Genomic DNA, 24,552 nt, shown 5'->3' with positions numbered 1-24,552 from the left:
TGGCACGTAACCTGCTCCTGCTATGGCGACACTGAGTTAACGCCATAACGGAGAGAGTAATTGCAATGAAGAATCAGACCCTTGGTGATTTAGTGGTACTGGACATGACCCGCGTACTGGCCGGGCCTTTCAGCGGCATGCTGCTGGCGGATATGGGCGCACACGTCATCAAAATTGAGACGCCGGAGCACGGCGATGACAGCCGCAGCTTTGCCCCGTTTATTAACGGAGAAAGCGCCTATTACATGAATCTGAACCGTAATAAACAGGGCATCACCCTGAATCTGAAGGATCCCGACGGCGTCGCCCTCTTCCTGCGTCTGGTGGCCAAGGCCGACATTCTGATCGAGAACTTTCGCCCCAATACCATGGAAAAGCTGGGCATCGGCTATGAGAAGCTAAAAGAGATCAACCCGCGTCTGGTGTATGGCTGCGTGTCGGGATTCGGCCACTACGGCCCCTATTCGGCACGCGCCGGTTACGACATTATCGGCCAGGCGATGGGTGGACTGATGAGTACCACCGGCTGGCCGGACGGCGAGCCGACCCGCTGCGGCACCGCGATTTCCGACGTGCTGGCCGGCATGTTCATGACCATCGGCGTCCTGGCCGCCCACCACCGTGCCAAGATCACCGGTCAGGGGCAGAAGGTCGATGTCGCGCTGGTCGATTCGGTGGTCGCCGGTCTGGAGATCATCAATCAGATCTACCTCAGCAGCGGACAGCTGCCGGGGCGCAACGGTAACCGCTACGAGTCCATTTATCCCTACGACTCGTTTAAGTGTCAGGACGGCAGCATGGTGATCGGCGCCGGCAACGACAAGCTGTACCACGCGCTGTGCGAGCTGATGGAGATGCCCGAACTGATCAGCGACGCGCGCTTCCTGACCAACCCGCTGCGCGTCCAGCATCACCGCGAGCTAAAGATACGGATAGAGCAGTGGCTGAGCGATAAAACCATCGATCGGGCCACCACCATGATCCTGGAGGCCGGCATCCCCGCCGGGCCGATCAACACCATCGACCGGGTGGTCAACGATCCGCATATCGCCGGCGCGCGGCAGATGTTTGTCCCGATGCACCATCCCATCGCCGGCGAGGTCCGCGTCACCGGCAACCCGATCAAGCTCAGCGACGATCGCTACCTTCCCCCGCGCTCCTCTCCCCGGCTCGGAGAGCACACCGCCGAGATCCTGCAGCGCTACCTGGGGCTAAGCGCGCAGGAGATCGAGCGCCTGACACGCCAGGGGGCGCTATGAACCACGCGATACGGAGAGCCTGATGATGACCGAAATGCGAATGTGTGACTGGCCGACTCAGGTTAGCCTGACCGAAGTATGCCCGCGCGACGGGCTACAGAATATCTCCGCCTGGATCCCGACGCCGGAGAAGCTGGCGCTGATCGACGGCCTGATGGCCAGCGGCCTGAAGCGAATCGAGGCGACCTCGTTTGTGCATCCGGCGGCGATCCCGCAGATGAAGGATGCCGACATCGTCGCGCGCCATGCGGTGGCGCAGGCCCACTCGCTGGGGGTGGAGATCGCGGCGCTGGTGCCGAACCTGAAAGGGGCCGAGCGGGCGCTAACCTGCGGGATCACCAAGGTCAACTACGTGATCTCCGCCAGCCCGCAGCACAACCTGAAGAATATCAACCGGACGCCGCAGGCGTCGCTGACAGAACTGCAGACCCTGCGCTGCGCCCTGCCGGAGCTGGAGGTGACGCTGATCGTCGCCACCGCCTTCGGCTGCCCGTTCCAGGGGGCGGTGCCGATCGCCGACGTGGCGGCGCTGCTGCGGGCCGGGCGCGAGATGGGGATCAGCCGCTTCACGCTGTGCGACACCATCGGCGTGGCCAATCCCCGCCAGACCGTAGAGCTGCTGCAGCAGCTGCGCCTGGCGCTGCCGGGGCTCGATCCCGCCCTGCACATGCACAACACCCACGGCATGGCGCTGGCCAATATCTATGCGGCCATCAGCCAGGGCGTCACCCGCTTCGAAAGCGCTGCCGGGGGGCTGGGAGGCTGCCCGTTCGCCCCCGGCGCGGCCGGCAACGCGGCGACGGAGGATCTGGTCAACATGCTGGATCGCATGGGCATTGCCCACGGCGTCGATCTGGGACGACTGCTGCAAGTGGTGGATCGCCTGCAGGGACTGGCACCGGCGGCGCTGAGCGGCATGCTGTCGCACGCCCGGCGCTACGACGAATTCGAGTTCAGCCAGCCGTAGCTTTCCGCGCGGGGGCGGTACGCCCCCGCCCTTTCCGATGGAGGAGATATGGGTAAAACCGTAGCAGAGAAGATCCTGGCCGCCAAGGCCGGGCTGACAGAGGTGACGGCCGGTGATGTGGTCTGGGTCGACGTCGATAAGGCGATGATGGATGACATCCTGGGACCACGGGTGCAGATCGCCGAACAGCTGGAAAGCCTGAAGATGCCGATCCGCCACCGCGAGCGGGTAGTGGTCATCGCCGATCACTATACGCCGCCCGCCAACGCGCGTCAGGCGGAGATCGTCAAGTTTACCCGCGACTGGTCTGCCGAACAGGGCATCGATCGCTACTATGAATTTCAGGGGCCGTGCCACCAGATCATGGCAGAGCAGGGACACGTACTGCCCGGCACCCTGATCCTGGGCACCGACTCCCACACCTGCATGGGCGGCGCGCTGGGGGCATTCGCCACTGGCGTCGGCTCCACCGAGATGGTGGGGATCCTGGCCACCGGCAAAACCTGGCTAAAGGTGCCAGAGAGCCAGCGGGTTGAGTGGAGCGGTCCGCTGCCCCCCGGGGTGATGGCCAAGGATATCGCCCTGAAGACCATCGGCCACATCGGCCACGCCGGGGCGACCTATCAGGCCGTGGAGTTTTGCGGCTCCACCTTTGCCGACATGCCTATCGATCAGCGTATGGCCATCGCCAATATGGCGGTGGAGATGGGGGCCAAAGCCGGGCTAATGTCGGTAGACGCACTGACGGAGGCCTACCTCGCCGCGCAGGGAATCGGCCGCGACGCCTATACGGTCTATCCCCCGGACGATGACGCCATCTATGTACGCCAGCTGCGCTTTGCGGCACCGGCGCTGGCTCCGCAGATTGCCTGCCCGCACAACGTCGATAACGTGACCGATATCGACAACGTGGCCGGTACCCGAATCGATCAGGCCTATCTCGGATCCTGTACCGGCGGACGCTATAGCGATCTGGCCGCCGCCGCCGACCTACTGCGCGGCAAACGGATCGCCCGCGGCGTGCGCCTGCTGGTCTCACCCGCCTCGCAGCAGATCTGGCAGCAGGCCAGCCGCAGCGGTATTCTCAGCCAGCTGGCGGAGGCCGGTGCCACCATTCTGGCGCCGACCTGCGGGGTGTGTGTCGGGCTGCACTCCGGGCTGCTGGCGGGCGGTGAAAACTGCATTTCGGCCAGCAACCGCAACTTCATCGGCCGCATGGGCAGCCGCGATGCCAACATCTATCTGGCCTCTCCGCTCTCCGTGGCCGCCGCTGCCCTGACCGGCAGCATCATTTCACCGCAAACGCTTCTGTGAGGTCCCCGATGGATACGCTGCTACACGGCAATGTCTGGAAGTTTGGCGACAATATCAATACCGATATCATCTCGCCGCCGCAGTATATGGAGCTGAGCATCGCCGAGGCCGCCCCTTACTGCATGTCCGCCGTCAATCCCGACTTCGCCGCACAGGTGCGTCCCGGGGATATTCTGGTGGCCGGCAATAACCTGGGATCCGGCTCATCGCGCGAAACCTCGCCGCTCACCCTCAGGTATCTGGGGATCCAGGCGGTGGTGGCCTGCTCCTTCGCCCGCATTTTCTACCGTAACTGCATCAATCTGGGGATCCCGGCGCTCAGCGCGCCGCGCGCTGACGAGATCCGCCAGGGCGACGCGCTCTCCATCGATATCGCCCAGGGCATCATCCACAATATCACCCAGCAGGAGATCTACCCCTGCACCCGTCTGCCGGATAACATTATGGCGATGATCCGCGCCGGCGGACTGGTAAACCATCTCAGACAAACCGGAGGTTGTGATGCAAACTGAAGTGACTGCGCTCCCCGTCGCTATCGTACGCGGGGGCACCAGCAAGGGCATCTTCATCATGAAGAACGCCCTCCCCGCCGATCCCGCCCTGCGCGATCGGGTGATCCTCTCCGTCTTCGGCAGCCCGGATCTGCGCCAGATCGATGGGCTGGGCGGCGCCGATCCGCTGACCAGCAAGCTGGCCATCATCGCGCCCGCCAGCCGCCCCGACGCGGATGTGGATTATATCTTCGGCCAGGTCAGCCTCAGCGAGGCCTTCATCGACTACGGCGGCAACTGCGGCAACATCTCGGCGGCGGTCGGCGCCTTCGCGATCCAGAAGGGGATGATCGCTGCTGAGGTACCGCTGACCCGGGTGCGGATACATATGGTGAACACCGGGCGGATCCTGATCGCCGATGTGCCGGTCGCCGACGGTATGCCGCGGGTTGAGGGCGACTGCAGTATCGACGGCGTACCGGGCAGTGGCGCCCGCATCGATCTCGACTGGGCCGACTGCGGCGGGGAGACCACCGGCGCGCTGCTGCCCAGCGGAGCACCCTGTGACACCATTGAGGCCGGCGGACGTGAGTATCAGGTCTCCATCATTGATGCGGGCAACGTCACGGTGTTTATCGATGCCGGGGCGCTGGGGCTGCGCGGTACGGAGACCCCGGCCGAAATCAGCGGCGATGCGCAGCGGATGGCACTGATCGAAGAGATCCGCGCCAAGGCCGCGCAGCGGATTGGACTGATCGATGACTGGCGCGAGGCGGCGCAGCAGATCCCCTATGCGCCCTTTTTTAGCATTGTCAGTTCACCGCGCACGCATGATACCTTTAACGGTAAGCACATTGAGGCGGACCAGTGCGACATTGTCTCACGCCTGGTATTTATGCAGGCGCTGCACAAGGCCCACCCGGTGACGGGTACCGTCGCGCTGGGCGCCGCCGCCCGCATTCCCGGCACCCTGGTATACCAACGGATGGCACCGGCGGCCCACGCCGGCGATCGCCTGCGCATCGGCCATCCCAGCGGGGTGATCGTGACCGACTGCGCCGTCGGACGACAGGGGGAGACATACCAGCTGCGTAAGTCGCGGGTGACCCGCACCGCCCGGATCCTGCTGGACGGACAATTTTACCTGCGAAACAGCCTGTTGGCTCCGACGTCCGACGGGAAGTAGCGCCTCACGCCGGGCTGAGCCACGGGGGCCGCTCACGCGGCCCCTCTGCTGGCGGGCTCACCCGGTACCGTTGACCAAGGAGTTTCCATGAGCGCCGAATTTCACTTTGCCTTTATCGCCCCCTACCCCCAGCTGGCGACTCTGGCGCGACAGCAGGCGGCGGCACTGGGTTGCCGTCTGACGGTGATCGACGGTGCCTTTGACACCGTCGCCCGTCAGGTCGCGCGCCTGCCGGACGACATCTCGGCGGTGATCAGCCGCGGTGGCACCGCCGAAAAAATCCGCCTGTATACGCTCAAGCCGGTGGTCTCCATCGAAACCAGCGCCCTCGATCTGCTGACGCTGCTGCTGCCGCTGCGGGGAGAGGTCGCGCGGGTCGGCGTGATCAGCTACCGTCAGCCACTGCCCGGGGTGGCGCCGATCGCCCAGGCGCTGGCGATGGAGATCCGTCAGGAGGTGTTCCATGGCCACGAGGATATCGACGCGCTGCTGCTCAGCGAGGAGATTCGCGCCCTGGATGTCGTCATCGGTGGCATTCTGGTGGTGCGGGCGGCGCAGCGGCACGGCGTGAGCGCGCGGCTGCTGACCGCCGACGACGACGCCATTTACCGGGCGCTGCATCAGGCGATGCTGCTGGCGCACGCGGAAGATGAGAGCCGCAGGAAGGCCGCGCAGCTGGATACCATGCTGGCGACCATCGCCGAGGCACTGATCGTCACCGATGCGCAGGATCGCATCATCCAGGTCAATCCGGCGGCGCTGACCATCCTGCGGCGCGAGCTGTCGGCGGTGATCGGCCGCGAGATCCGCACGCTGATCCCGGATTCGCGCACCCGGGATGTGCTGAAGAGTCAGCGCAGCCAGCTGGGACAGGTGGTGGAGGTTAACGGCGATACCTTTATCGTTAACCGGGTACCCATCGTCAGCCAGGGACGCAGCCTCGGGGTGGTCTGCACCCTGTCGGCCTCGCGCCTGATCCGCCACGCCGAGCACCGCCTGCGCCAGCAGGAGGGGCGGCGGCAGGGGTTCGTCGCGCGCTATGACTTTGACGATATCCATACCGCCGACCCAAAGATGCAGGATATCAAAACGCTGGCGCGCCACTATGCTGCGACGCAGGCCAACGTCTTAATCCAGGGGGAGTCGGGCACGGGCAAAGAGCTGTTTGCCCAGAGCCTGCACCGCAGCAGCGCGCGGCGCAGCCAGCCCTTCGTGGCGATTAACTGCGCGGCGATCCCGGAGAACCTGCTGGAGAGCGAGCTGTTCGGCTATGTGGACGGCGCTTTCACCGGCGCCAATCGCAGGGGTAAGGCCGGGCTGTTCGAGCTGGCGCACGGCGGCACCCTGTTTCTGGACGAGATCGGCGAGCTGCCGCTGAGTATGCAGACCAAGCTGCTGCGCGCCCTGCAGGAAAAGGAGATCATGCGCATCGGCGGCAGCGGGGTACTGCCGGTCGACGTGCGCATCATCACCGCCACCAACCAGGATCTGCGACGCCGGATCGACGAGCGGCTGTTCCGCGGCGATCTGTATTACCGGCTGAATACGCTGCACATCCTGCTGCCGCCGCTGCGTAGCCGCGACGACGATATCCGCCTGCTGGGGCGCCACTTTCTGCAAACCCTCGGGTGCTGCCTCGACGGGGAGCAGGAAGCGGTGCTGCTGGCGGCGCTGTGCCGCCACCCGTTTCACGGCAACGTCCGCGAGCTACGGGCCATCATCGAGCGCTTCGCCATCCTCTACCGGGTGTTCCCCGCCCTGACGCCGACCCAGATCCTGCAGCGCTATTGCCAGCCAGACGAGGCCGTCAGCGAGGCGGGCGGGCGCGGCGTCCTGACCTGCCGCATCCCGCTGCTGGACGACTTCAAACTCATGACCGGCCATTGCCAACGCCAAATCGTACAATATTATCTGGCGCGCAATCAGCAGAATCAGCAGAAGGCGGCGCGCCAATTGAATATCAGCAAAATGAGTATCTACCGTCATATTCACGGCCAATCCCCGGAGGCGGATCGCCACGACGCGTCCGAGCCATAACAAAGTTGTGACGCGCTACGCCGCGCCTGTTACCCCGGGGAGAATAAAGTGTGACCGGGGCGACAGCAGTGCGGCACATCACCTGGATACATATGATTCATATCACAAAAATAGCCCATTCCCAGCTTGGCACACCTCTTGCTTTTTCTCTCATCAATCATAAACAAGAGGACACACCATGCCGGACATCAACACCCTTATCATCCTGGCCATCGTCGTCTCCATCGCCCTTGGCTACTTTATCAAAATAAATATCGGCATCTTCGCCATTATTTTCGCCTTTATCCTGGCCAACATGGCGGGCCTCTCAGGCGGAAAGCAGCTGGCGCTATGGCCGCTGAATCTCTTTTTCATCCTCTTCTCCATCACCTATTTTTATGGCTTCGCCATCGCCAACGGCACGCTCAACCGCGGCGCCCAGCATGCGATATACATGAGCCGCCACTCTCCCTGGCTGATGCCGGTGATCTTCTACCTGTGCGTGGTGGTGTTTTCCGGGATCGGGCCGGGGCACTATGCCGCCTTTGCCTTTCTCTCGCCGCTGATCATGCTGATTGCCACCCAGATCCGGATGAGCAAGATGCTGGCAGCGGTGATCGTCTACAGCGGCGCCTGCGCCGGGGGCTTCAACCCCTTTACCCTGGGGGGACGGGTGGTCAACGGGATGCTGGAGAACCTGAACATTCCCGCCCCGCTGGCGCTGCACTATACCTACACCATCGGGCTGAGCATGTTCTTGGCCCATACGGCGATCTTTGCCGTCAGCTACGTGCTGCTCAAGGGATACCGGATTCAGGCCGTGGAAAACATGGCGCGGCCGGCGCCGTTTACCACCGGGCAGAAGCGCACGCTGTGGCTGGTCTGCGGCGTCTTCCTGCTAATCATCCTTCCGGCGCTGCTGTCATCGCTGCTACCGGCGTCGGCGGCGCTCAAAACGGCGACCCAGGCGCTGAATCCAACCTTCCTCTCCTTTATCGGCATCGTCGCCTGCCTGCTGCTGAAGGTGGCCGATGAGCGTAAGGCGATGGAAAATATTCCCTGGCCGATCATTATCATGATCTGCGGTCTGGGGATGCTGATCAACCTGGCGGTCGATCGCGGTGCCGTTGATCAGATAGCCAACTGGGTTAACGGCGTACAGGGCGAAGGCAGCCGCGGCTATGGCGTGGTGTATATCATGGGGGGACTCTCCTCCACCATGTCGCTGTTTGCCTCCAGCATGGGGGCGGTGATGCCGACCATGTTCCCCATCGCCGCCAGGCTCCATACCGAGCATACCGCCCTGCTGTTCTCGGTGATCGCAGCGTTCGCCACCTTTACCGGCTATTCGCCATTCTCCAGCGGCGGCGCCTTGGTACTGGCCGGCGTGGGGAACGATGCGGCCGAGAGCCGACGCCTGTTTGTGCAGCTCATCGTGCTGCCGATCGCCATTATCATCTGTGCCGCGCTGCTGCTGCTGTTGGTGCTCTCCCTGCTCTAGCCCCGCGCACCGCGTGTACGGCGTGTGACATCCACCGGCGGCCATCGGCCGGTGGATGTCACGCCGCATGCTGCGTTCTGCTACATCCCCTCATTAGATTCCCCCGTCAGAATTACCCGCACGCGGCAGCCAGAGAATACGGCATGTTTTTGGCGGCAGCTGATAACCATGGTTATGATTCAAAATTGAAATTATTATTAACGCCATTCCCGTTTAGCTGACATTTATTCTTGGCGTAAAAAACCCTGTATGATTTAATCCCATAAATAAATCACATAATTACGTGGGCGCGGTAAAAGTAAAACCATTCGACATTATCGTTATCCAAGGGGAAGGTTGCCATGACGGCCAAATGGCTATTAACAGGGGTCACCTATCAGCTTAAGATGCTGCATCCCCTGCGGCTCAGCGATAACAGGTTAAATGCCAAGGGTTTCACATATGACTTCAACCGCAAGATCCAGCCATTGCCGCCGCAGATGCTCAATGAAAAGATCGCCTCCCACATGTTGATCAACAGAAATCAATGCATTAATGCACTGACAACGACGCTCAACGCCCAAAGGTTTATCACCCGACAGATGGGTGATAAATATGTTATTCCGCCGCTGGACATTTATCCCCGTTTTCGGCCAGACAAATTTTAATGCGCTGCCGCAGAACGTCACCATCACCGCCTCACTCGATAGCGCCATCATCTGCACCGATAAAGATCGGTTTAATATCGCCAGCGCGTGTAAAAAATATGCCTTTGACTATCTCGAATGCCTATCTCGAAATAGATATGGCCATGTCCGGGAGGCACTATAACAATGGTGCTCCGGACATCCTCTGCGGAAAAGGTCTGGATATATTTGCCACGCGGTTCGCGATCATGGCTCCGGCGCTATTCCGGGGACCTTGCTGCGCGGAGCAGCCTAAATCTATCGGGATAGATTTTATCCGACACCCGGGAAGCACCAATGCCATGGATTGCAAGAAAAATCTGATTAAGCCCCGCAATGGGCATACGCTAAAATCAGCACAGAATAGGCACCAGGAGACAACTTAACATGAAATTGACGGCCACCGTATCAATCGCCCTACTGCTGTCTACGCTCAGCGCGACCGCCTGCGCCGCCGGCAGGCAGATCGACGTCCTCTTCCCCAAGGGACATGACAGCGCACGCTACTCCGGCACCATCAAGGGGTACGACTACGACACCTACTCCTTCCGCGCCGCCAAAGATCAGCACCTGCGCCTTACCCTGCCCAAGGAGACGGTCGATGCGGTTTTATTCGGTCCGGGCATCGACGATACGATCGACTTAGGGCAATACTCATCGGCGCTGGATAGCCAGGGGCGCTATACTCTGCCCGCCTCCGGAAAGTATGAAATTCGGATATTACAAAGCCGCGCAGAGGCCCGGCGCAACGAGGTGAAGCCGTATTGCTTCACGCTGCAGATCACGCGCTAACCCCCGCGCCAATCACGCACAGCCCGGCAGGACGACGGCCCGCGACGGGATCGCCTGCGCGCAGGGGCACCGGAGCGAGAGCAAATCGCCCGGCGGGACGCGATGCGCCGGGCGGCCCGCCGCCTGTTGTGCGTATCGCGCGGTTTGACGACCGCCGTCAACGCCTTCACGCCCGCCATCGTCCCCACACCCGTGCATCACCAACCCGGCCAGCGTTACCTGCAGCGCTACACTGTCTCAGCCCGGGCGAGGCTCTCCCCTATTTAATCTGTACGCCGATCCCGGACACCACCAGCCACACCTCCTGCGCCGCCTGCGCCAGCCGTTGGTTCGCCCGGCCGGCGATATCGACAAAGTGGCGCGCCAGCCGATTCTCCGGGGTGATGCTCATGCCCAGCTCATTGGTCACGATATACACCGGCGACGACGACGCCCGGCACGCCGCGATCAGATCGTCCACCTGCCGTTGCAGCACCACCTCAAGCGCGGGAAAATCCAGGGTCTCCGGCGATGCGCCGCCGCTGGCCTCATAGAGCAGGTTGGCCAGCATGGTGGTGATGCACTCCAGCACCACCCCCTCGCCGGGTCGTACCCGGTGGCGAATCACCCCGCCCAGATCGCGATACCCCTCCCAGGTGCGCCAGTGCGCCGGCCGCTGCGCGCGGTGCTTCTCGATGCGCGCCGCCATCTCGTCATCGGTGACGGTGGAGGTCGCAATATACAGAATGCGCGCGCAGCGCTGAGCTGCCAGCCGCTCGACATGCGCGCTCTTTCCGCTGCGCGCCCCTCCGGTAACCAAAATCATGCCTCCGCCTCCCGATGCCCGCGCATTATTTTATAAATTTCTTTAATATCAATATGCTCTCTCATTGCACTGGCCAGAAGATCGATCTGTTGGGCTTTGTAGGCCGCATAGTCCAGGGTCCTTTCCAGCGGCGCCAGCCCCTTGCGATGACGCAGGCTGTCCAGCACGGCGTGCGTAAAGGCGTCGCTGTCGAACAGTCCATGCAGGTAGGTGCCGAACACCAGCCCATCGTCGCTGATGGCGCCATCCGCCACCCGCCCGCCGTCTCGCCCGATAAACAGCGCCGGGCGGCAGTCGGCCGCCCGCTGCGTTTCCCCCATGTGGATCTCATAGCCTTTCACCGCGACACCGGCGGCGGCGTGCAGCCACCCCGGCGGCGTCATCGTCACCTGTGCCGCGCTCTGCACGGTGGTTTTCCGCGGCGCGAAGCGGGTGACGATATTCAGCAGGCCAAGGCCCGGCTGCGTCCCCAGCCCCGATTCCACCTCGTCGATAATGGTGCGGCCCAGCATCTGGTAACCGCCACAGATCCCCATCACCGGCACCCGCTGCCGGTGCGCCTGCAGCAGCGCAGCGGCGATGCCGCTTTCACGCAGCCAGCCCAGATCGCCCAGCGTATTTTTACTGCCCGGCAAAATCACCAGATCGGCGTCGGCCAGCGCCTGCGGATGGCTGACATAGCGCACCCTGACATCCGGCTGCGCCGCCAGGGCGTTAAAATCGGTGAAGTTAGAGATATGCGGCAGCTGCACCACGGCGATATCGAGATCACGCGGCGCCGTCTGCCGGTATTTGCCCTTCTGCAGCGCGACGCCATCCTCATCGTCGAGATCCAGATCGAGCCACGGCATCACGCCCAGCACCGGCACCCCCGTCAGCGCCTCAATCTGTTCAATGCCGGAGTGCAGCAGCGCCACATCGCCGCGAAATTTATTGATAATTACCCCTTTGACCCGGCTCCGCTCGCCCTGACGCAGCAGTGCCAGCGTGCCATAGATAGAGGCGAAGACGCCCCCTTTGTCGATATCTGCCACCAGGATCACCGGGCAGCGCGCCATCTCGGCCATCCCCATGTTGACGATATCGCGATCGCGTAGGTTTATCTCCGCCGGACTGCCGGCCCCCTCCAGCACCAGCACCTGATACTGCTGCGCCAGACTCCGGTAGACCGCCAGAATGCGCTCACGCAGACGCGGCTTGTACTGGTGGTAGCTGACGGCGTCCATGTCGGTCGCCACCTCCCCCATCAGCACCACCTGTGCTTTGCGGTCGCTGGTCGGCTTGAGCAACACCGGGTTCATCCGCACGTCCGGCGCGATGCCCGCCGCCTGCGCCTGAAAAATCTGGGCGCGCCCCATCTCTTTGCCATCCGGCGTGATACCGGAATTCAGCGCCATATTCTGTGACTTAAAGGGCGCCGTGCGCAGACCGTCCTGATAAAAAATGCGGCACAGCCCCGCCACCAGCACGCTTTTACCCACGTCAGAAGCGGTTCCCTGCAGCATAATCGCCATCGCCTGCGTCATCGGGCCTCCTTTATCGCGTTGTATCGCATACGCCGGAAAAACTTCTCTTCACGCTTATAGCGCGCCAGCCCCAGCGCTGACGGGGTCACAACGGAGGTCATCACATCCGCCGGTACGGTGTACAGAAAGCGCGGCCACCCCGCCAGCGGCAGAAGCCCCACCATGATATGCATCGCAACCGCCTGCTGCGGCGTTACCCTCAGCAACAGCGCCGCCGCCAGGCCACTGAATGAGAGCCGCTGTCGCTGCTGTTCGGGTTTCATCGCGCTCCCCCCCAGCGCTTATTGACTAAAATAGTCGAGAAATAGGGCAGCGCCTGCCCATCGCCGACCTCATTCAGATGCCGCCAGCAGCGCTCGCCGGGCAGCGTGGCGTCGGACATCATCAGCGCGCACTCCAGCAGCCCGGCCTGCGCCAGCAGCGCCTTAATCCGTGCAAACCGGCCATAGACCTTCATCAGCACCAGCGTGTCATGGTGCAAGAGCGCCTGCACGATCTCCGCCTCCGGCGCGGTGCACGCCATCACCGCCAGCGACTGCTGCTCCATCGCCAGCGGCATCCCGGCGCGCGCGGCGATGGCGGCAAACGAGGTCACGCCCGGAACGATCTCCAGCCAGTCGGGTCTGCCGAGACGCTGGAGCAGGAAGACCCAGGTGCTGAACAGCATGGCGTCGCCGAGCGTGATAAATCCAACCCGCTTTCCGGCCGTTACCTCCCCCTCCAGCGCTGCCGCGACCGTATCCCAGACCGCCTCTTTTTCCGCGTCGTCGCCGCTCATGGGAAAGTGGCAGCAGCGCACCTCCGTCCGCGGGCCGACATAGTCGCGGACGATGGAGAGCGCCAGGCTGTCGCCGCCTTTGCGTCCCGCCGGGGCGTAGAGGATATCCAGCGAGCCGAGGATCCGCGCGGCGCGGACGGTGATCAGATCGGCGGCGCCCGGCCCCGTACTCAGGGCGTACAGTTTGCCGCTCATGCCGCCGCCTCCATGGCAGCGCTCAGCGCCTGCTGCAGGTGCGCCACGAAGATCGCCCGTACGGCGGGATTCTCACCCAGACCGTTCAGCCACGGCGTCGCCGGGATCCCGGCGCGGTTGAACTGCGTTTTCCAGGAGTCCGCCTCATCTGAGGCCATGTCATTGATCGCATGATCACCGGCCACCAGCATCAGCGGCATCAGATGCACCGCGCGGACCCCCTCCCGACGGAGGCTCTCGATCAGGATCTCGACCTGCGGATAGCTCTCCACCGCGCCCACGCAGGCCGGAAGACCCTGCGCCCGCATCATGTGATCGAGGCAGGCATAGGCCGCAAAGGCGTGATGCGTCGCGCCGTGCCCCATAAACACCACTTTCTCCTGCGCCCCGAGGCGCGGCATCTGCTGCCGCAGCGCCCCCATCAGCGATACGTAGTCATCATGGCTGCTCAGCAGCGGAGCCCCCAGCGTCAGGCGGAAAAACAGCGGACGCATACTCTGTACCTCGCGCACCACCTTCTCATACTCATCGCCGTTAATAATGTGCAGCGACTGAATCGCGACATCCTGATATCCCTGCTCCGCAAGCCGCTGCAGCGCCTGCAGCGGCGTGTCGATCGCAATTCCGTCGCGCGCTCTGAGCTTGCGGATGATCATCCCGGAGGTAAATGCCCGGAACAGATCGCGATCGGGGCAATGGTTCGCCAGCTCACGCTCGCAGGCTGCGATATTTTTCTCTGCGGTCTCACGGTAGCTGGTGCCAAAGCTGACCACCAGAAGCGCCTTTTTCATCTCATTCTCCTTAAGCCATGGCCAGCCAGCGCGCTAAACGGCGTTGAAAGGCGGCCTGACTCTCCAGTAACTCCGCACCCGTCACCAGCGGCGCCGGACGTGTAATAACGATGCAGGGAATACCGGCATCCAGACAGGGCTGAACCTTTTCCCGATAGCCGCCCTCGGCACCGGAGGCTTTGGTTATCACCACGTCAGCCCGGCATTGGCGATAAAACGCCGCATTAAACTCTGCGCTGAAGGGGCCGCACAGCGCGAAGATCTGCCCGACGCCAAGGCCGAGCCGGGCGCACTGCGCCATCACCTCCGCCAGCGGCAGCACGCGCACCAGCAGCGTTTTCTCCGGCAGCGCCGCGCACCAGCGCGCCAGATCCTTGCTGCCGGTGGTTAGCAATACCCGCTCGCCAAAGCGCCGCGCCAGCGCGCTGGCCGCCTCAATACCGGCGACGCGGTGGAGCAGCGGATGGGTCAGATCGCCGAGCTGCTCCGGGCGCTGATAGCGGCTGAGCAGCACCCCTGCCATCTGACAGGCCTGCGTGATACTGTGGCTGACCAGCTCGGCATAGGGATGCGATGCGTCGATCACCCAGCGGGTCCGGTGCGCGCCAAGCCAGGCGACCATCTCCGCCTGCGTCATGCGCCCGCAGCGCACCCGCCCGCGGATCGCGCCGGCGAGGGCCTCACCGGTCGGCGTCGCCACCGACAGGGTGTAGGCCACCCGGGCCGCATCCAGCTGCTGACACAGCGCCCGGGCGTCGCTGGTGCCGCCGATCACCAGCACCCCGCCATGGTTCACAGCGCGTAGCCCCGCGGCGTGATCATCAGGCCGTCCTGCACGTAGGTGGCCTTATTGCCGACGATCACCAGACTGGTCATATCCACCGGCGCAAAATCCATCTCCCCCAGGGTGGTCAGCCACTTCTCCTGCTTTTTACGCCCGGCGGACTTCACCACCCCCACCGGGGTCTGTGCGCTTTTGACGGCGGACAGCAGCGCAAAGGCACGCGCCAGATGCCCCTCGCGACCGCGGCTGCGCGGGTTGTAGAAACAGATCACAAAGTCGGCCTCGCCGGCGGCGACGATGCGCTTTTCGATGACCGGCCAGGGGGTCAGCAGATCGCTCAGGCTGATATGACAGAAATCATGCATCAGCGGCGCCCCGAGCAGCGAGGCGGCGGCGATGCTGGCGGTCATCCCGGGGATCAGGCGCACCCCGACCGACAGCCCCTGCCGGCTGACCAGCTCCAGCACCAGCCCCGCCATGCCATAGATCCCCGCGTCGCCGCTGCTGATCAGGGCGACGTTATGCCCCGCCTGCGCCAGATCAATCGCCGTCTGGCAGCGTTCGATCTCTTTGCACATGCCGGTCTTGATCACCTGCTTGTCGCCGGTAAAGGCTTTCACCAGGTGGGTATAGGTTTTGTAGCCGACGATGATCTCCGCCGCCTGCAGCGCCTCAACGGCCTCCATCGTCATCATGGCCTGTGAGCCGGGGCCGATCCCAATAACGGTTAACATGCGGATGAAACTCCTAAGGTAATCGTGACGCCCTGCTCCCGCAGGGTGTCGCCTAATAGCTGTCCATGACTCAGCAGCCAGGCCGCCGGTCCCGAGACGCTCCCGACGCCGACCGTGCGGCGCACCAAGGGTGAGATCGGAAAGCGGTGCTCATGTGCGCGCAGCGCATCGGCGCTAAAGGTGTGAAACGGGATGCACCAGCGGGCGGCGAGCTGGATCAGCCCCGGCTCATCGCGCTTCAGCGCAGCGCTGCCGATCGCCCTCAGCGCCAGCGGGTCGATCCGCTGCGCCTCCAGCTGGCGCGCCAGCAGCGCGGCCAACAGTGGGAAAGGGGTACCCCGCCGACAGCCGATGCCGGCGACCACCCGCTGCGGCACCAGCTTCCAGTGCGGCAGCGGAATTTCCGGCAGATCGCGGCTCAGGGTGATGCACACCAGCGCATCCAGCGCGGGCAACGCCTGCAGGTCGGTCACGGTGATAAATCCCCGCCGATCGCAGCGGCTGACCTCTGCCGCCAGCGCCGGATCCCACCACAGCCCGACCCGCCGCTGACTGACCAGCATCTGATTGACCACCCGGACCGCCGGGCGGAAGTCACTCATCCGGGCATCAAGCTGGAACGCAAGCGTATCCAGCGCGGCCATCCCGTTCACGTCCGTGGCGGTGGTGATCACCGGATCGGCCCCCAGCATGTCCGCCAGATCGCGGGTCAGGGCGTTCGCCCCCCCCGCATGTCCGGAGAGCAGGCTGATCACGTGCTGGCCGCGCTCATCGATCACCACCACGGCCGGATCGCTGAACTTGTCATTGATCAGCGGTGCCAGCACCCGCACGGCGATCCCCGTCGCGCCGATAAAAATCAGCGCCGAATAGCGGGTGAACGCACGGCGGGCGGTCTGGGCGAAGCCGCCCTCGAACGGGATAAACCCCGGCTCCCACAGTGCCACGCTGGTAAAGCAGGTCAGCGGCAGCCGCGTCGCCAGCCGCTTGGCCAGCTGCACGCCGCCGGGGGTCAGGCAAAACAGTGCGATGGATTCAGGCTTTACGGTATTCATGGCTAAAGTCCGCCGCATAGAGCTTTGAGTAGTGATACTCATCGCCAAGGAAACTGCCGACAAGGATCAGCGCCGTTTTACGGATCCCCGCAGCGTGGACCCGGTCGCCGATGTCCGCCAGCGTGCCGCGGACGGTGCGGCTCTCCGGCCAGGTCGCCTTATAGATAACCGCCACCGGCGTGGTGGCCGGATAGCCCCCCGCGATCAGCCGCTCCGCCACCCGCTGGATCCGTTGGACGGAGAGGTAAATCGCCATCGAGGTCTGATGGCGGGCGAACGACTCCAGCTGCTCACGCGCCGGCACCGGTGTACGCCCCTCAAGGCGGGTAATGATCAGGCTTTGCGCGACGTCGGGCACGGTGTACTCCACGCCGAGCTCCGCCGCCGCGCCGAGAAAGGCGCTGACCCCCGGCACCACCTGCCAGGCGATGCCGCGCCTGGTCAGCTCCTCCCCCTGCTCACGTACGGATCCGTACAGGGAGAGATCGCCCGTCTGCAGACGCACCACGGTTTTCCCGGCCCGTACCCCAGCCTCCATCAGATCGAGGATCTGCGCCAGATGCAGCGCCGCGCTGTCGTGGCACTCGGCCCCGGGCGGACAGTACGCCAGTAACTCAGGGTTGATCAGCGAGCCGGCATAGATGACCACCTGCGCCTGCTGCAGCAGCCGATAGCCCTTGAGGGTAATCAGCTCACGATCGCCGGGCCCGGCGCCGACAAACCACACGCAGCGGGCATCAAAGGTCTCAGACATGATGTTCCTCCTTCTGGCAGGCGATAACAAAAACGGGATTATTCGGTTTGAAGTAGTGGCCCTGACCGAGCGGAACCCACGACGCCGTCTGTATCTGCTGACACGTCACGCCCTGCGCTCCCCGCTGCGCCAGATGGGCCAGCGCGCTATGCAGGTTCTCCATCAGGATAAAGGTCATCACCAGGCGCCCGCCGGGATGCAGCTGGGCCATCGACCAGTCCATCAGCGCCGTCAGATGGCCGCCGCTGCCGCCCATAAACACGGCGTCGGCCCGCTCCGCCACCGGCATCGGCGCGCTGCCGGGCAGGATGCGGACGTTGCCGCAGGCAAAGCGCCGGCGGTTCTCTTCGAGCAGGCGCAGCGCCGCGGGGTTTTTCTCGATGGCGGTCACCCGCAGAGAGGGAAACTGCAGCGCGGCCTCAATCGATACGCTGCCGGTTCCCGCCCCGATATCGATCAGATGGCTGGCACGGTGCAGCTCAAGTTTGCTGAGGGCCAGCGCGCGCACCGCCTCTTTGGTCATCGGCACCGTTTCGCCGCGCAGAAAAAGCTCATCGTTCATCGAGGATCACCACGGTGTTCATCTCATAGTCGGCGCAGACCTCACTGACGGGCAGCCAGTGGATCCGCTCTCTCTCCATCGCCAGATTTTCACCGATCACCATCCAGCGATGCCCCTTCCCCCGCGCCACCAGCTGCGCGGCGATCTCTTTCGGTCCACAGCGCGCGTCGGTGACCATCGCCACCCTGTCATGGCGCGCCAACTGATCAAAATCGACCCGGCGGCCGTGGCTGCTGGTGAGCCACATCCCGTTCATGTCGATGCCCGCCTGCGCGCAGAGGTACTGCACCGCGCTGATGCCGGGAATGATACGCACATGCTCAATGCCAAAGTGCGCCACGATCCGCGTGCCGATGCCGTAAAACAGCGGATCGCCGGAGGCGATGATCACCACGCGGCGCAGGCGCCGGGCCTCGAGCCAGGCCAACAGCGCCGCGACGTTGGCGCCGAGGGCGAAGGTCTCGCCGCGAAAGTCCGGAAACTGCCGTAAATGACGCGCCCCGCCCACCAGGCACTCCGCCTGCGCGATCGCATCGCGCGCCGCGGGAGTTATCAGATGGACGCCCGCGGGGCCCACCCCCACGACCGTCAACACCGCAGATCCTCCACGATGGCGGCGACCGGGCGGTTGCTGCCCAGCGTCCGGTTATCAAACGAGAACAGAATGGCGTCGCAGATCGGCAGATTCTGGGTAAAACGCAGCCGCTCTATCACGCGCTGGCAGATACGGGCGGCGAGATGGTCATACAGCGACTGAAAGCCGTAGGCGTCGATATGCTCCATCGCCGCCTCGGTCGTGTCGCAGTCACGCACCCGCGTCAGCAGCGCCAGCGGCGCGCCCAGCAGCGCCAGATGCGCCACCAGCGTCTCCATGCGCGCATCGGCCATATGGCTGTGGGTGTGGAAGATCCCGGCGGCGACCTTGATCAGCTTGCCCGGGTGGCCGACCAGCACGATCTGGCGAAACCCCAGACGCACCGCCTCCTCGACCATATAGCCGACGAAGTTGCTCATCGTCACCACCGCATCGGCCGCGATCCCCATCTGCTCCCGCACAAAGCGCTCGCCGTGGTTGCCCGGCACCAGCACCACCCGTGTCATCCCGGCGGCGCGCTTCATCTCCAGGGTCAGCGCCAGCGAACGCTTCCAGCTCTCCTCCGACATCGGCGTCACGATGCCCGTGGTGCCGATGATCGAGATGCCGCCCAGGATACCCAGGCGGGCGTTATAGGTTTTCTGCGCCCGCGCGACGCCCTCCGGCGCAAAGATCTCGACCGCGGCGCCGCGCGTCGGGCCGATCGCCTCGCGCACCGCCGACTCAATGGTATGGCGGGGCGTGCGGTTGATCGCCGCGCTGCCGATGGGCAGGCCAATGCCCTTGCGCGTCACGGTGCCGATCCCCTCGCCCCCCGACAGCGAGATCGCGCCGCTGTCGTTGAGCGTGACCCGCGCGAAAATCAGCATACCGTGGGTCGCATCGACATCATCGCCGCCGTCTTTGCGAATGGCGGCGATGGCCTGCTCCCCTTCGATATGCGGGGATTCCACGCTCAGGTTCAGCGTGACGCCGGAGGGGGTCACGATGGCGATCTGGTGGATCGGCTGCTGGCGCAGCGCCATCAGCGCGGCGACCTTGGCGGCCGCGGTGGCGCAGGAGCCGGTGGTATAGCCCTTGCGCAGCGCCTTTCCGTGGTGCCACACCGGCGTATCAAAGGCCCGATCGCTCATGTTGCCCCCCGCAGGTGGTACAGCACGGCGTTAACGATCGCCGCCGCCACGTTGCTGCCGCCCTTGCGCCCCAGCGCCGCAATGGCGGGCAAGCCGCTGTGCGTCAGCGCCGCTTTCGACTCCGCCGCGCCGACAAACCCCACCGGCACCCCCACCACGCCGCCGACGGCGATATCGTGCTCCAGCAGGCGGAACAGCGCCGTCGGCGCATTGCCAAAGACGAACACCGGGCACTCCGCCTCCGCCACCGCCCGATCGACCGCCGCCATGGAGCGGGTGATCCCCTGCGCCTGCGCCTGCGCCACCACCTGCGCATCGCTGATATAGCAGCGGCACTCGCCGCCAAACGTGGCCAGCAGGGGTTTGTTGATCCCCGAGAGGGCCATCGTCGTATCGGTATAGATAACGGACGGGCGGCTCAGCGCCGCGCACAGCTGCGTCAGCGCATCCGGGGAGAACCAGAGGATATCCAGCCAGTCAAAATCGGCGGTGGTGTGGATAACCCGCTTGACGATCGCCTCGTGCAGCGGGCTGGCGAACCGATACGCCGGGCGCGTCTCACGGATGATCCCGTCAATGATGTCGAAGCTTTTGGCCTCAATCGCCCGGGGTTGCTGGATATATTGCATGTTCTCGTCTCCTCAGGCCGCACCGGCCACCAGCCAGCGCACCGCCATCAACAGCGCCAGCGCCAGGGCTGACGCGACCCACATCAGTCGAACCGTTCGGGAAATATCGTCCGGGGTCACCGCGCGGCGCGCATCGCCGATCCAGGGTTTATCCACCCGCTGGCCGAAGTAGTCATTCGGCCCCCCCAGCCGGATCCCCAGCGCACCGGCCACGGTCGCCTCTGACCACGCGCAGTTGGGGCTGCTGTGGCAGCGGCGATCGCGCCAGCCGATGCGCAGTGCACGGGAAAAATCGTCGCGGCACAGCCACGCCGCCGCGCTCAGCAGCAGCCAGCTCAGCCGCGCGGGAAGGTAGTTCGCCGCATCATCCATCCGGGCGCTCACCATGCCGATCGCCCGGTACTTTTCATGCTTGTAGCCCACCATTGAGTCGAGGGTATTGACCGCCTTGTAGGCCATCGCCAGCGGCGCGCCGCCCAGCAGCAGGAAGAACAGCGGCGCGATGATGCCATCCACCGTATTCTCGGCGACGGTCTCCACCACCGCCCGGTTGATCTGCGGCGGCTGCAGCGACGAGGTATCGCGCCCTACGATCCAGGAGAGCTTTTCGCGGCTCTCGGCGAGCGCACCGGCACGCAGCGGCCGTTCGACCTCCCGGGCGGCGTCCGCCAGACAGCGGCCGGCCAGCGCGGTAAAGATCATCCAGACCTCCACCGCCCACCCCAGCCACGGGTGGATCGCCCGCGCCAGCGTCACGCCCCCCCAGGCCACGCTCCACGTCCCCCCCACCACCGTCAGCCACATCAGGCCGCCGCCGATGCGCAGCGCGCCCTCGCTGCGGCAGCGACGGCGTACACAACGCTGTAGGGCGGTGATCAGCTGCCCCATCCAGCGTACCGGGTGCGGCCAGCGCGGCGGATCGCCGATCGCGGCGTCGAGGATCCAGGCGAGACACCAGGCCAGGAGCGTCATAGGGCCGCCCTGGCGGCCGCCAGCCAGCGGTTCAGCATCTGTGGGCGCTGGGCAAAATGCAGGTGCAGATAGCTGGCAAAGGCGCTGCCGACCTGCCATCCCCCGTCCCACGTCTGGGTGGTCACCCCATCGCGCACTTTGCGGCACGCCAGCAGCGCGGGGGTTTGCGGTGAAAAGTCAGCGTAGTGGAACTCGTGTCCGCGCAGCGTTTCGCCGCGATCCGCCAGCAGCGTCGGCTGACGCGCCTGTGCCTCACAGTAGCCAAAGCGGGTCAGCCGCCGCCCCATTTTACTGTGACCGGGAATAATATTGGCCATGGGGTGGATCTCGCCGTCGGCATCCTCCAGCGTGCTGCCAAGGTACATCAGCCCGCCGCACTCGGCGTAGATCGCCGCGCCGCGCCGGTGCGCCGCGCGCAGGCTCGCCAGCATCGGGGCGTTGGCCGCCAGCCTCCCGGCGTACAGCTCCGGGTAGCCGCCGCCCAGCCACACCATCTGGCAGTCGGGCAGCCGGGCGTCATGCAGGGGGCTAAAGCGGACGATCCTAACGCCCGTGCGCTCGAGCAGCGCAACGTTGTCCGGATAATAGAAGTTGAACGCCTCGTCCTCGGCCATGGCCAGCGTCAATCCGCGTCCGGCGTCGGCGGTGGGCAGCGCAGGCCAGGCGCCGGGCGGCAGCGACGCCATCTGGCACAAAAAGAGCAAGCGATCGATATCCAGGGTGCGTTCGAGTACGGCGGCAAACGTCTGCCAGGGCTGCGCCCGCACGACGGACTCCCGGGCGGTCACCAGGCCGAGGTGGCGCTCAGGCAGGGCAACCCCCGCCGTCTGTGGGATATAGCCGAGCACGGGAATGGCGCAGTAGCGTTCGATGGCCGTCTTAAGCAGCGCGAAATGCGCCTCGCTGTTGACGCGATTCACCATCACGCCCGCGATATTCAAGGTGGGATCAAAGCGCTGAAAGCCCATCACCGTGGCGGCAATAGAAGTGGAGACCGCCTTGCCATCCACCAGCAGGATCACCGGGCAGCCGAGCTGCTTGGCCATCCCCGCGCTGCTGCAGTAGTCCGGATCGGTGCCGTAGCCGTCATACAGCCCCATCACCCCCTCGATGACCGCGATGTCGGCCTGCTGCATCCGCTCGCCAAACAGCGCGTTGAGCGTCGGTTCGGGCAGCATAAAACTATCGAGATTGCAGGAGGCGGTGCCGCACACGGCCGTATGCCAGGCAGTATCGAGGTAGTCCGGCCCCACTTTGTACGGCTGGACGCGCAGCCCACGCTGTTTCAATAGACTCAGCAACCCCAGCGTCAGCGTGGTTTTGCCACAGCCGCTGCCGGTGCCCGCCAGAACGAACGCGTACTGCTTTGCCGTCATGCCCCTGATCCTGTTCAGGGTGGTTGGAGGGTATAGATACACCGCTACCCAGTCTTGCGACTGTATGCATCAGATCAACCCACTTCCCACCGAAGTTGTTGGTAGTTACCGACGGGCAGGTCTTCTGGCTTAGCGTCCTCCTCGCCCGTCCTTCCCAATCTTGCGATCAGTGGTGTACACGGGGTCGTCAGCATCACAGCAGCGGGGGCTGCGGGGGATTTACACCCCCTTCCCTACCATCAATATGGCAAACCTGTCGGCTTAAATGATGAGCGGGCAACGCTCGCCCAGCATCACAAATAGATATTCATGCTCACTCCTGTGCGGCCCTCATCGCCCACCACAGAAGAAAAGACGGCGCAATTTAGCATAAAAACAGCATGATGGTACGTCATTCCACCCGTTATTATCATGCAAATAGATTTGCCGCTGATTATCAGGCTATCACCATAGCACGCTTTTCCCCCGCTATCCCTCCGGCACGGCAGAGCCAGGGTGAAAAGCATGGCTTTCCTGCCATCACCATGCCACTATGCGGCGAAATTATCGGTTCAAAAGGTGAAGGCGTGGCGGTTGCGCAGTGCCCCGCATCATGCGGAGAGCTCATTCAGGGCTGGATTTTAGGCAGTGAGAAGCTGGTCTCCTGTCCCGTCGACTGGTACAGCACGGTCGAAGTCTGCAACGGCGCGCCACTTTCGCAGGAGCGCCCGCTCTCCCGAATGATGGTTGAACGCCTGCTACAGCACTGGGGCTACCCGGCGCAGATGGGCCAAGCGTTGCGCATCGAGACTCACTCGACCATCCCCCTGGCCAAGGGGATGGCCAGCAGCACGGCGGATATCGCCGCCACCGCCGTGGCGGCCGCGCACCATCTGGGGCGACGGCTGGACGAACCGACGCTGGCGGCGCTGTGTGTCTCGCTGGAACCCACCGACAGCACCCTGTTTCGCCAGCTGACCCTGTTCGATCATAACGATGCCTCCACCCAGCTCGCCTGCGGCAACGCGCCTGAACTGGATGTGTTGCTGCTCGAAAGCCCGCTGACCCTGCGCACCGCCGACTACCACCGCCGCGCGCGCCAGAGGGCGTTACTGGCGGAGGCGCCAACGCTGCAACGCGCCTGGCGACAGCTGCAGGAGGGATGTCAGCGCCAAGATCCTTACCGCCTGGGAGAGGCGGCCACCCTCAGCGCCATCGCCAGCCAGCGGCTGTTGCCGAAGGCGGATTTCCCCGCGCTGCTGGCCATGGTGGAGCAGTTCGGCCTGTATGGCGTCAACGTGGCACACAGCGGCAGCGTGGTGGGGCTGCTGCTGGATCGCCGCCGGCACGATGTCGGGGCGCTGCGGCACCACCTCACGCAGCACGGGTTAACGCGCCATTGGCCCACCCAGCATCTGCTCAAACTGATCGGCGGCGGCGTCAGGCTACGCTGAGGCGCGGCCGACGCGCCTGACATCATTCACCGGGAGAGGGAGAGGCACGGTTAAAGATGTCTGCCCCCGGGGGCAGACTACCCTGTCGAATCTTATCTATCAGGTACCTAAGGAGTCCGGCATGGCGGCGTGCGGGCGGACGATACCAGCCTGTTCGGGGGGTCTCCGGCTTATGGCCATCAGCCTGGATGCTGTTGTCGAAGAGAGCGTTCGGCTGCGTGCTCCCGGGGACGATCAGC

24 protein-coding genes, 1 pseudogene and 1 riboswitch are annotated in these 24,552 nt (G+C 64.2%); of the genes and pseudogenes, 10 read left to right on the top strand and 15 right to left on the bottom strand.

The annotated features are described in order from the left end of the window. Positions 1-65 precede the first annotated feature (65 nt). The 9 genes from EIEH_RS04455 to EIEH_RS04415 all read left to right on the top strand — a co-directional run bounded on the left by EIEH_RS04455 (position 66) and on the right by EIEH_RS04415 (position 10,191). Positions 66-1,259 carry a CaiB/BaiF CoA transferase family protein gene (locus EIEH_RS04455; RefSeq protein ID WP_015871469.1) on the top strand — a complete coding sequence of 398 codons (1,194 nt, stop codon included), beginning with the start codon at positions 66-68 and terminating at the stop codon, positions 1,257-1,259. Positions 1,260-1,281: 22 nt separating this feature from the next. Further along, a complete protein-coding gene (locus tag EIEH_RS04450; RefSeq protein ID WP_015871470.1) occupies positions 1,282-2,226 on the top strand; it encodes a hydroxymethylglutaryl-CoA lyase in 945 nt (314 codons plus the stop codon). A gap of 48 nt (positions 2,227-2,274) precedes the next feature. After that, positions 2,275-3,540, top strand: a complete 1,266-nt coding sequence (locus EIEH_RS04445; protein WP_015871471.1) for a 3-isopropylmalate dehydratase large subunit — start codon at positions 2,275-2,277, stop codon at positions 3,538-3,540. An 8-nt stretch (positions 3,541-3,548) separates the two neighbouring features. Continuing rightward, a complete protein-coding gene (locus EIEH_RS04440) occupies positions 3,549-4,052 on the top strand; it encodes a LeuD/DmdB family oxidoreductase small subunit (RefSeq protein WP_015871472.1) in 504 nt (167 codons plus the stop codon). Next, complete coding sequence (locus tag EIEH_RS04435) at positions 4,042-5,217, top strand: 2-methylaconitate cis-trans isomerase PrpF family protein (RefSeq protein ID WP_015871473.1); 1,176 nt, start codon at positions 4,042-4,044, stop codon at positions 5,215-5,217. Before EIEH_RS04440 ends, EIEH_RS04435 begins: the two co-directional genes overlap by 11 nt. Before the next feature lie 87 nt (positions 5,218-5,304). Next, entirely contained in the window at positions 5,305-7,254 is a 1,950-nt protein-coding gene (locus tag EIEH_RS04430; RefSeq protein WP_015871474.1) for a sigma 54-interacting transcriptional regulator, read from the top strand. A 178-nt stretch (positions 7,255-7,432) separates the two neighbouring features. Next, on the top strand, positions 7,433-8,734 hold the full coding sequence (locus EIEH_RS04425) for an SLC13 family permease (protein ID WP_015871476.1): 1,302 nt from the start codon (positions 7,433-7,435) through the stop codon (positions 8,732-8,734). Between the two features lie 341 nt (positions 8,735-9,075). Beyond that, the gene (locus EIEH_RS16835) at positions 9,076-9,381 is read left to right on the top strand and encodes a hypothetical protein (RefSeq protein WP_015871478.1); all 306 of its coding nucleotides are present in this window, start codon (positions 9,076-9,078) and stop codon (positions 9,379-9,381) included. Positions 9,382-9,786: 405 nt separating this feature from the next. Continuing rightward, complete coding sequence (locus EIEH_RS04415; RefSeq protein WP_015871479.1) at positions 9,787-10,191, top strand: PPC domain-containing protein; 405 nt, start codon at positions 9,787-9,789, stop codon at positions 10,189-10,191. 259 nt (positions 10,192-10,450) lie between these two features. Here EIEH_RS04415 and cobU read toward each other — a convergent pair whose 3' ends face one another. The 15 genes and pseudogenes from cobU to EIEH_RS04340 all read right to left on the bottom strand — a co-directional run bounded on the left by cobU (position 10,451) and on the right by EIEH_RS04340 (position 22,880). After that, entirely contained in the window at positions 10,451-10,996 is a 546-nt protein-coding gene (gene cobU, locus EIEH_RS04410; RefSeq protein WP_015871480.1) for a bifunctional adenosylcobinamide kinase/adenosylcobinamide-phosphate guanylyltransferase, read from the bottom strand. Continuing rightward, positions 10,993-12,522 (bottom strand): cobyric acid synthase, encoded by a 1,530-nt coding sequence (locus tag EIEH_RS04405; protein ID WP_015871481.1) that lies wholly within the window; start codon positions 12,520-12,522, stop codon positions 10,993-10,995. The genes cobU and EIEH_RS04405 overlap by 4 nt, the downstream gene beginning before the upstream one ends. Positions 12,523-12,644: 122 nt before the next feature. Next, a pseudogene (locus tag EIEH_RS18390) lies at positions 12,645-12,785 on the bottom strand (cobalamin biosynthesis protein CbiM); the annotation flags it as partial. Then, complete coding sequence (locus tag EIEH_RS04395) at positions 12,782-13,495, bottom strand: cobalt-factor II C(20)-methyltransferase (protein WP_015871483.1); 714 nt, start codon at positions 13,493-13,495, stop codon at positions 12,782-12,784. The gene EIEH_RS04395 and the pseudogene EIEH_RS18390, both read right to left, overlap by 4 nt. Further along, positions 13,492-14,286: a sirohydrochlorin cobaltochelatase gene (cbiK, locus tag EIEH_RS04390; RefSeq protein WP_015871484.1), complete on the bottom strand. Its 795-nt coding sequence runs from the start codon at positions 14,284-14,286 to the stop codon at positions 13,492-13,494. The genes EIEH_RS04395 and cbiK overlap by 4 nt, the downstream gene beginning before the upstream one ends. Before the next feature lie 10 nt (positions 14,287-14,296). Next, complete coding sequence (locus EIEH_RS04385) at positions 14,297-15,082, bottom strand: cobalt-precorrin-6A reductase (protein ID WP_015871485.1); 786 nt, start codon at positions 15,080-15,082, stop codon at positions 14,297-14,299. After that, positions 15,079-15,804, bottom strand: coding sequence for a precorrin-3B C(17)-methyltransferase (locus EIEH_RS04380; RefSeq protein WP_015871486.1), 726 nt, complete (start codon positions 15,802-15,804; stop codon positions 15,079-15,081). The genes EIEH_RS04385 and EIEH_RS04380 overlap by 4 nt, the downstream gene beginning before the upstream one ends. Next, the gene (gene cbiG / locus EIEH_RS04375) at positions 15,798-16,859 is read right to left on the bottom strand and encodes a cobalt-precorrin 5A hydrolase (protein ID WP_015871487.1); all 1,062 of its coding nucleotides are present in this window, start codon (positions 16,857-16,859) and stop codon (positions 15,798-15,800) included. Before cbiG ends, EIEH_RS04380 begins: the two co-directional genes overlap by 7 nt. After that, on the bottom strand, positions 16,840-17,613 hold the full coding sequence (locus EIEH_RS04370; protein WP_015871488.1) for a cobalt-precorrin-4 methyltransferase: 774 nt from the start codon (positions 17,611-17,613) through the stop codon (positions 16,840-16,842). Before EIEH_RS04370 ends, cbiG begins: the two co-directional genes overlap by 20 nt. Beyond that, a complete protein-coding gene (locus EIEH_RS04365; RefSeq protein ID WP_015871489.1) occupies positions 17,606-18,175 on the bottom strand; it encodes a decarboxylating cobalt-precorrin-6B (C(15))-methyltransferase in 570 nt (189 codons plus the stop codon). The genes EIEH_RS04370 and EIEH_RS04365 overlap by 8 nt, the downstream gene beginning before the upstream one ends. Beyond that, positions 18,165-18,770: a cobalt-precorrin-7 (C(5))-methyltransferase gene (locus tag EIEH_RS04360; RefSeq protein ID WP_015871490.1), complete on the bottom strand. Its 606-nt coding sequence runs from the start codon at positions 18,768-18,770 to the stop codon at positions 18,165-18,167. Before EIEH_RS04360 ends, EIEH_RS04365 begins: the two co-directional genes overlap by 11 nt. Then, entirely contained in the window at positions 18,764-19,903 is a 1,140-nt protein-coding gene (gene cbiD / locus EIEH_RS04355) for a cobalt-precorrin-5B (C(1))-methyltransferase CbiD (protein WP_015871491.1), read from the bottom strand. The genes EIEH_RS04360 and cbiD overlap by 7 nt, the downstream gene beginning before the upstream one ends. Continuing rightward, positions 19,900-20,532: a cobalt-precorrin-8 methylmutase gene (locus EIEH_RS04350; RefSeq protein WP_015871492.1), complete on the bottom strand. Its 633-nt coding sequence runs from the start codon at positions 20,530-20,532 to the stop codon at positions 19,900-19,902. The genes cbiD and EIEH_RS04350 overlap by 4 nt, the downstream gene beginning before the upstream one ends. 12 nt (positions 20,533-20,544) lie before the next feature. Then, on the bottom strand, positions 20,545-21,504 hold the full coding sequence (gene cbiB / locus EIEH_RS04345; protein WP_015871493.1) for an adenosylcobinamide-phosphate synthase CbiB: 960 nt from the start codon (positions 21,502-21,504) through the stop codon (positions 20,545-20,547). Beyond that, positions 21,501-22,880, bottom strand: a complete 1,380-nt coding sequence (locus EIEH_RS04340) for a cobyrinic acid a,c-diamide synthase CobB (RefSeq protein WP_015871494.1) — start codon at positions 22,878-22,880, stop codon at positions 21,501-21,503. The genes cbiB and EIEH_RS04340 overlap by 4 nt, the downstream gene beginning before the upstream one ends. A gap of 97 nt (positions 22,881-22,977) precedes the next feature. Then, positions 22,978-23,152: riboswitch (cobalamin riboswitch) on the bottom strand. A 294-nt stretch (positions 23,153-23,446) separates the two neighbouring features. On the opposite strand from EIEH_RS04340, the gene EIEH_RS04335 reads away from it, so the two are divergent. Continuing rightward, the gene (locus tag EIEH_RS04335; RefSeq protein WP_015871495.1) at positions 23,447-24,313 is read left to right on the top strand and encodes a GHMP family kinase ATP-binding protein; all 867 of its coding nucleotides are present in this window, start codon (positions 23,447-23,449) and stop codon (positions 24,311-24,313) included. Positions 24,314-24,552 lie beyond the last annotated feature (239 nt).

The sequence above is a fragment of the Edwardsiella ictaluri ATCC 33202 genome (assembly GCF_000264785.1).
GTDB lineage: Bacteria > Pseudomonadota > Gammaproteobacteria > Enterobacterales > Enterobacteriaceae > Edwardsiella > Edwardsiella ictaluri.
The sequence above is the reverse complement of the archived record's forward strand: the minus strand, read 5'-3'. Positions and strand labels throughout refer to the sequence as shown.

Excerpts from the sequence above, each read along its gene's own strand:
- EIEH_RS04435 (WP_015871473.1), top strand. The coding sequence starts at position 4,042 with ATGCAAACTGAAGTGACTGCGCTCCCCGTCGCTATCGTACGCGGGGGC.
- EIEH_RS04440 (WP_015871472.1), top strand. The coding sequence starts at position 3,549 with ATGGATACGCTGCTACACGGCAATGTCTGGAAGTTTGGCGACAATATC.
- EIEH_RS04425 (WP_015871476.1), top strand. The coding sequence starts at position 7,433 with ATGCCGGACATCAACACCCTTATCATCCTGGCCATCGTCGTCTCCATC.
- EIEH_RS04430 (WP_015871474.1), top strand. The coding sequence starts at position 5,305 with ATGAGCGCCGAATTTCACTTTGCCTTTATCGCCCCCTACCCCCAGCTG.
- EIEH_RS04340 (WP_015871494.1), bottom strand. The coding sequence starts at position 22,880 with ATGACGGCAAAGCAGTACGCGTTCGTTCTGGCGGGCACCGGCAGCGGC.
- cbiB (WP_015871493.1), bottom strand. The coding sequence starts at position 21,504 with ATGACGCTCCTGGCCTGGTGTCTCGCCTGGATCCTCGACGCCGCGATC.
- EIEH_RS04405 (WP_015871481.1), bottom strand. The coding sequence starts at position 12,522 with ATGACGCAGGCGATGGCGATTATGCTGCAGGGAACCGCTTCTGACGTG.
- EIEH_RS04395 (WP_015871483.1), bottom strand. The coding sequence starts at position 13,495 with ATGAGCGGCAAACTGTACGCCCTGAGTACGGGGCCGGGCGCCGCCGAT.
- EIEH_RS04380 (WP_015871486.1), bottom strand. The coding sequence starts at position 15,804 with ATGTTAACCGTTATTGGGATCGGCCCCGGCTCACAGGCCATGATGACG.
- EIEH_RS04365 (WP_015871489.1), bottom strand. The coding sequence starts at position 18,175 with ATGAACGATGAGCTTTTTCTGCGCGGCGAAACGGTGCCGATGACCAAA.
- EIEH_RS04445 (WP_015871471.1), top strand. The coding sequence starts at position 2,275 with ATGGGTAAAACCGTAGCAGAGAAGATCCTGGCCGCCAAGGCCGGGCTG.
- EIEH_RS04350 (WP_015871492.1), bottom strand. The coding sequence starts at position 20,532 with ATGCAATATATCCAGCAACCCCGGGCGATTGAGGCCAAAAGCTTCGAC.
- EIEH_RS04370 (WP_015871488.1), bottom strand. The coding sequence starts at position 17,613 with ATGTCTGAGACCTTTGATGCCCGCTGCGTGTGGTTTGTCGGCGCCGGG.
- cbiD (WP_015871491.1), bottom strand. The coding sequence starts at position 19,903 with ATGAGCGATCGGGCCTTTGATACGCCGGTGTGGCACCACGGAAAGGCG.
- EIEH_RS16835 (WP_015871478.1), top strand. The coding sequence starts at position 9,076 with ATGACGGCCAAATGGCTATTAACAGGGGTCACCTATCAGCTTAAGATG.
- EIEH_RS04415 (WP_015871479.1), top strand. The coding sequence starts at position 9,787 with ATGAAATTGACGGCCACCGTATCAATCGCCCTACTGCTGTCTACGCTC.
- EIEH_RS04450 (WP_015871470.1), top strand. The coding sequence starts at position 1,282 with ATGATGACCGAAATGCGAATGTGTGACTGGCCGACTCAGGTTAGCCTG.
- cobU (WP_015871480.1), bottom strand. The coding sequence starts at position 10,996 with ATGATTTTGGTTACCGGAGGGGCGCGCAGCGGAAAGAGCGCGCATGTC.
- EIEH_RS04455 (WP_015871469.1), top strand. The coding sequence starts at position 66 with ATGAAGAATCAGACCCTTGGTGATTTAGTGGTACTGGACATGACCCGC.
- cbiG (WP_015871487.1), bottom strand. The coding sequence starts at position 16,859 with ATGAATACCGTAAAGCCTGAATCCATCGCACTGTTTTGCCTGACCCCC.
- cbiK (WP_015871484.1), bottom strand. The coding sequence starts at position 14,286 with ATGAAAAAGGCGCTTCTGGTGGTCAGCTTTGGCACCAGCTACCGTGAG.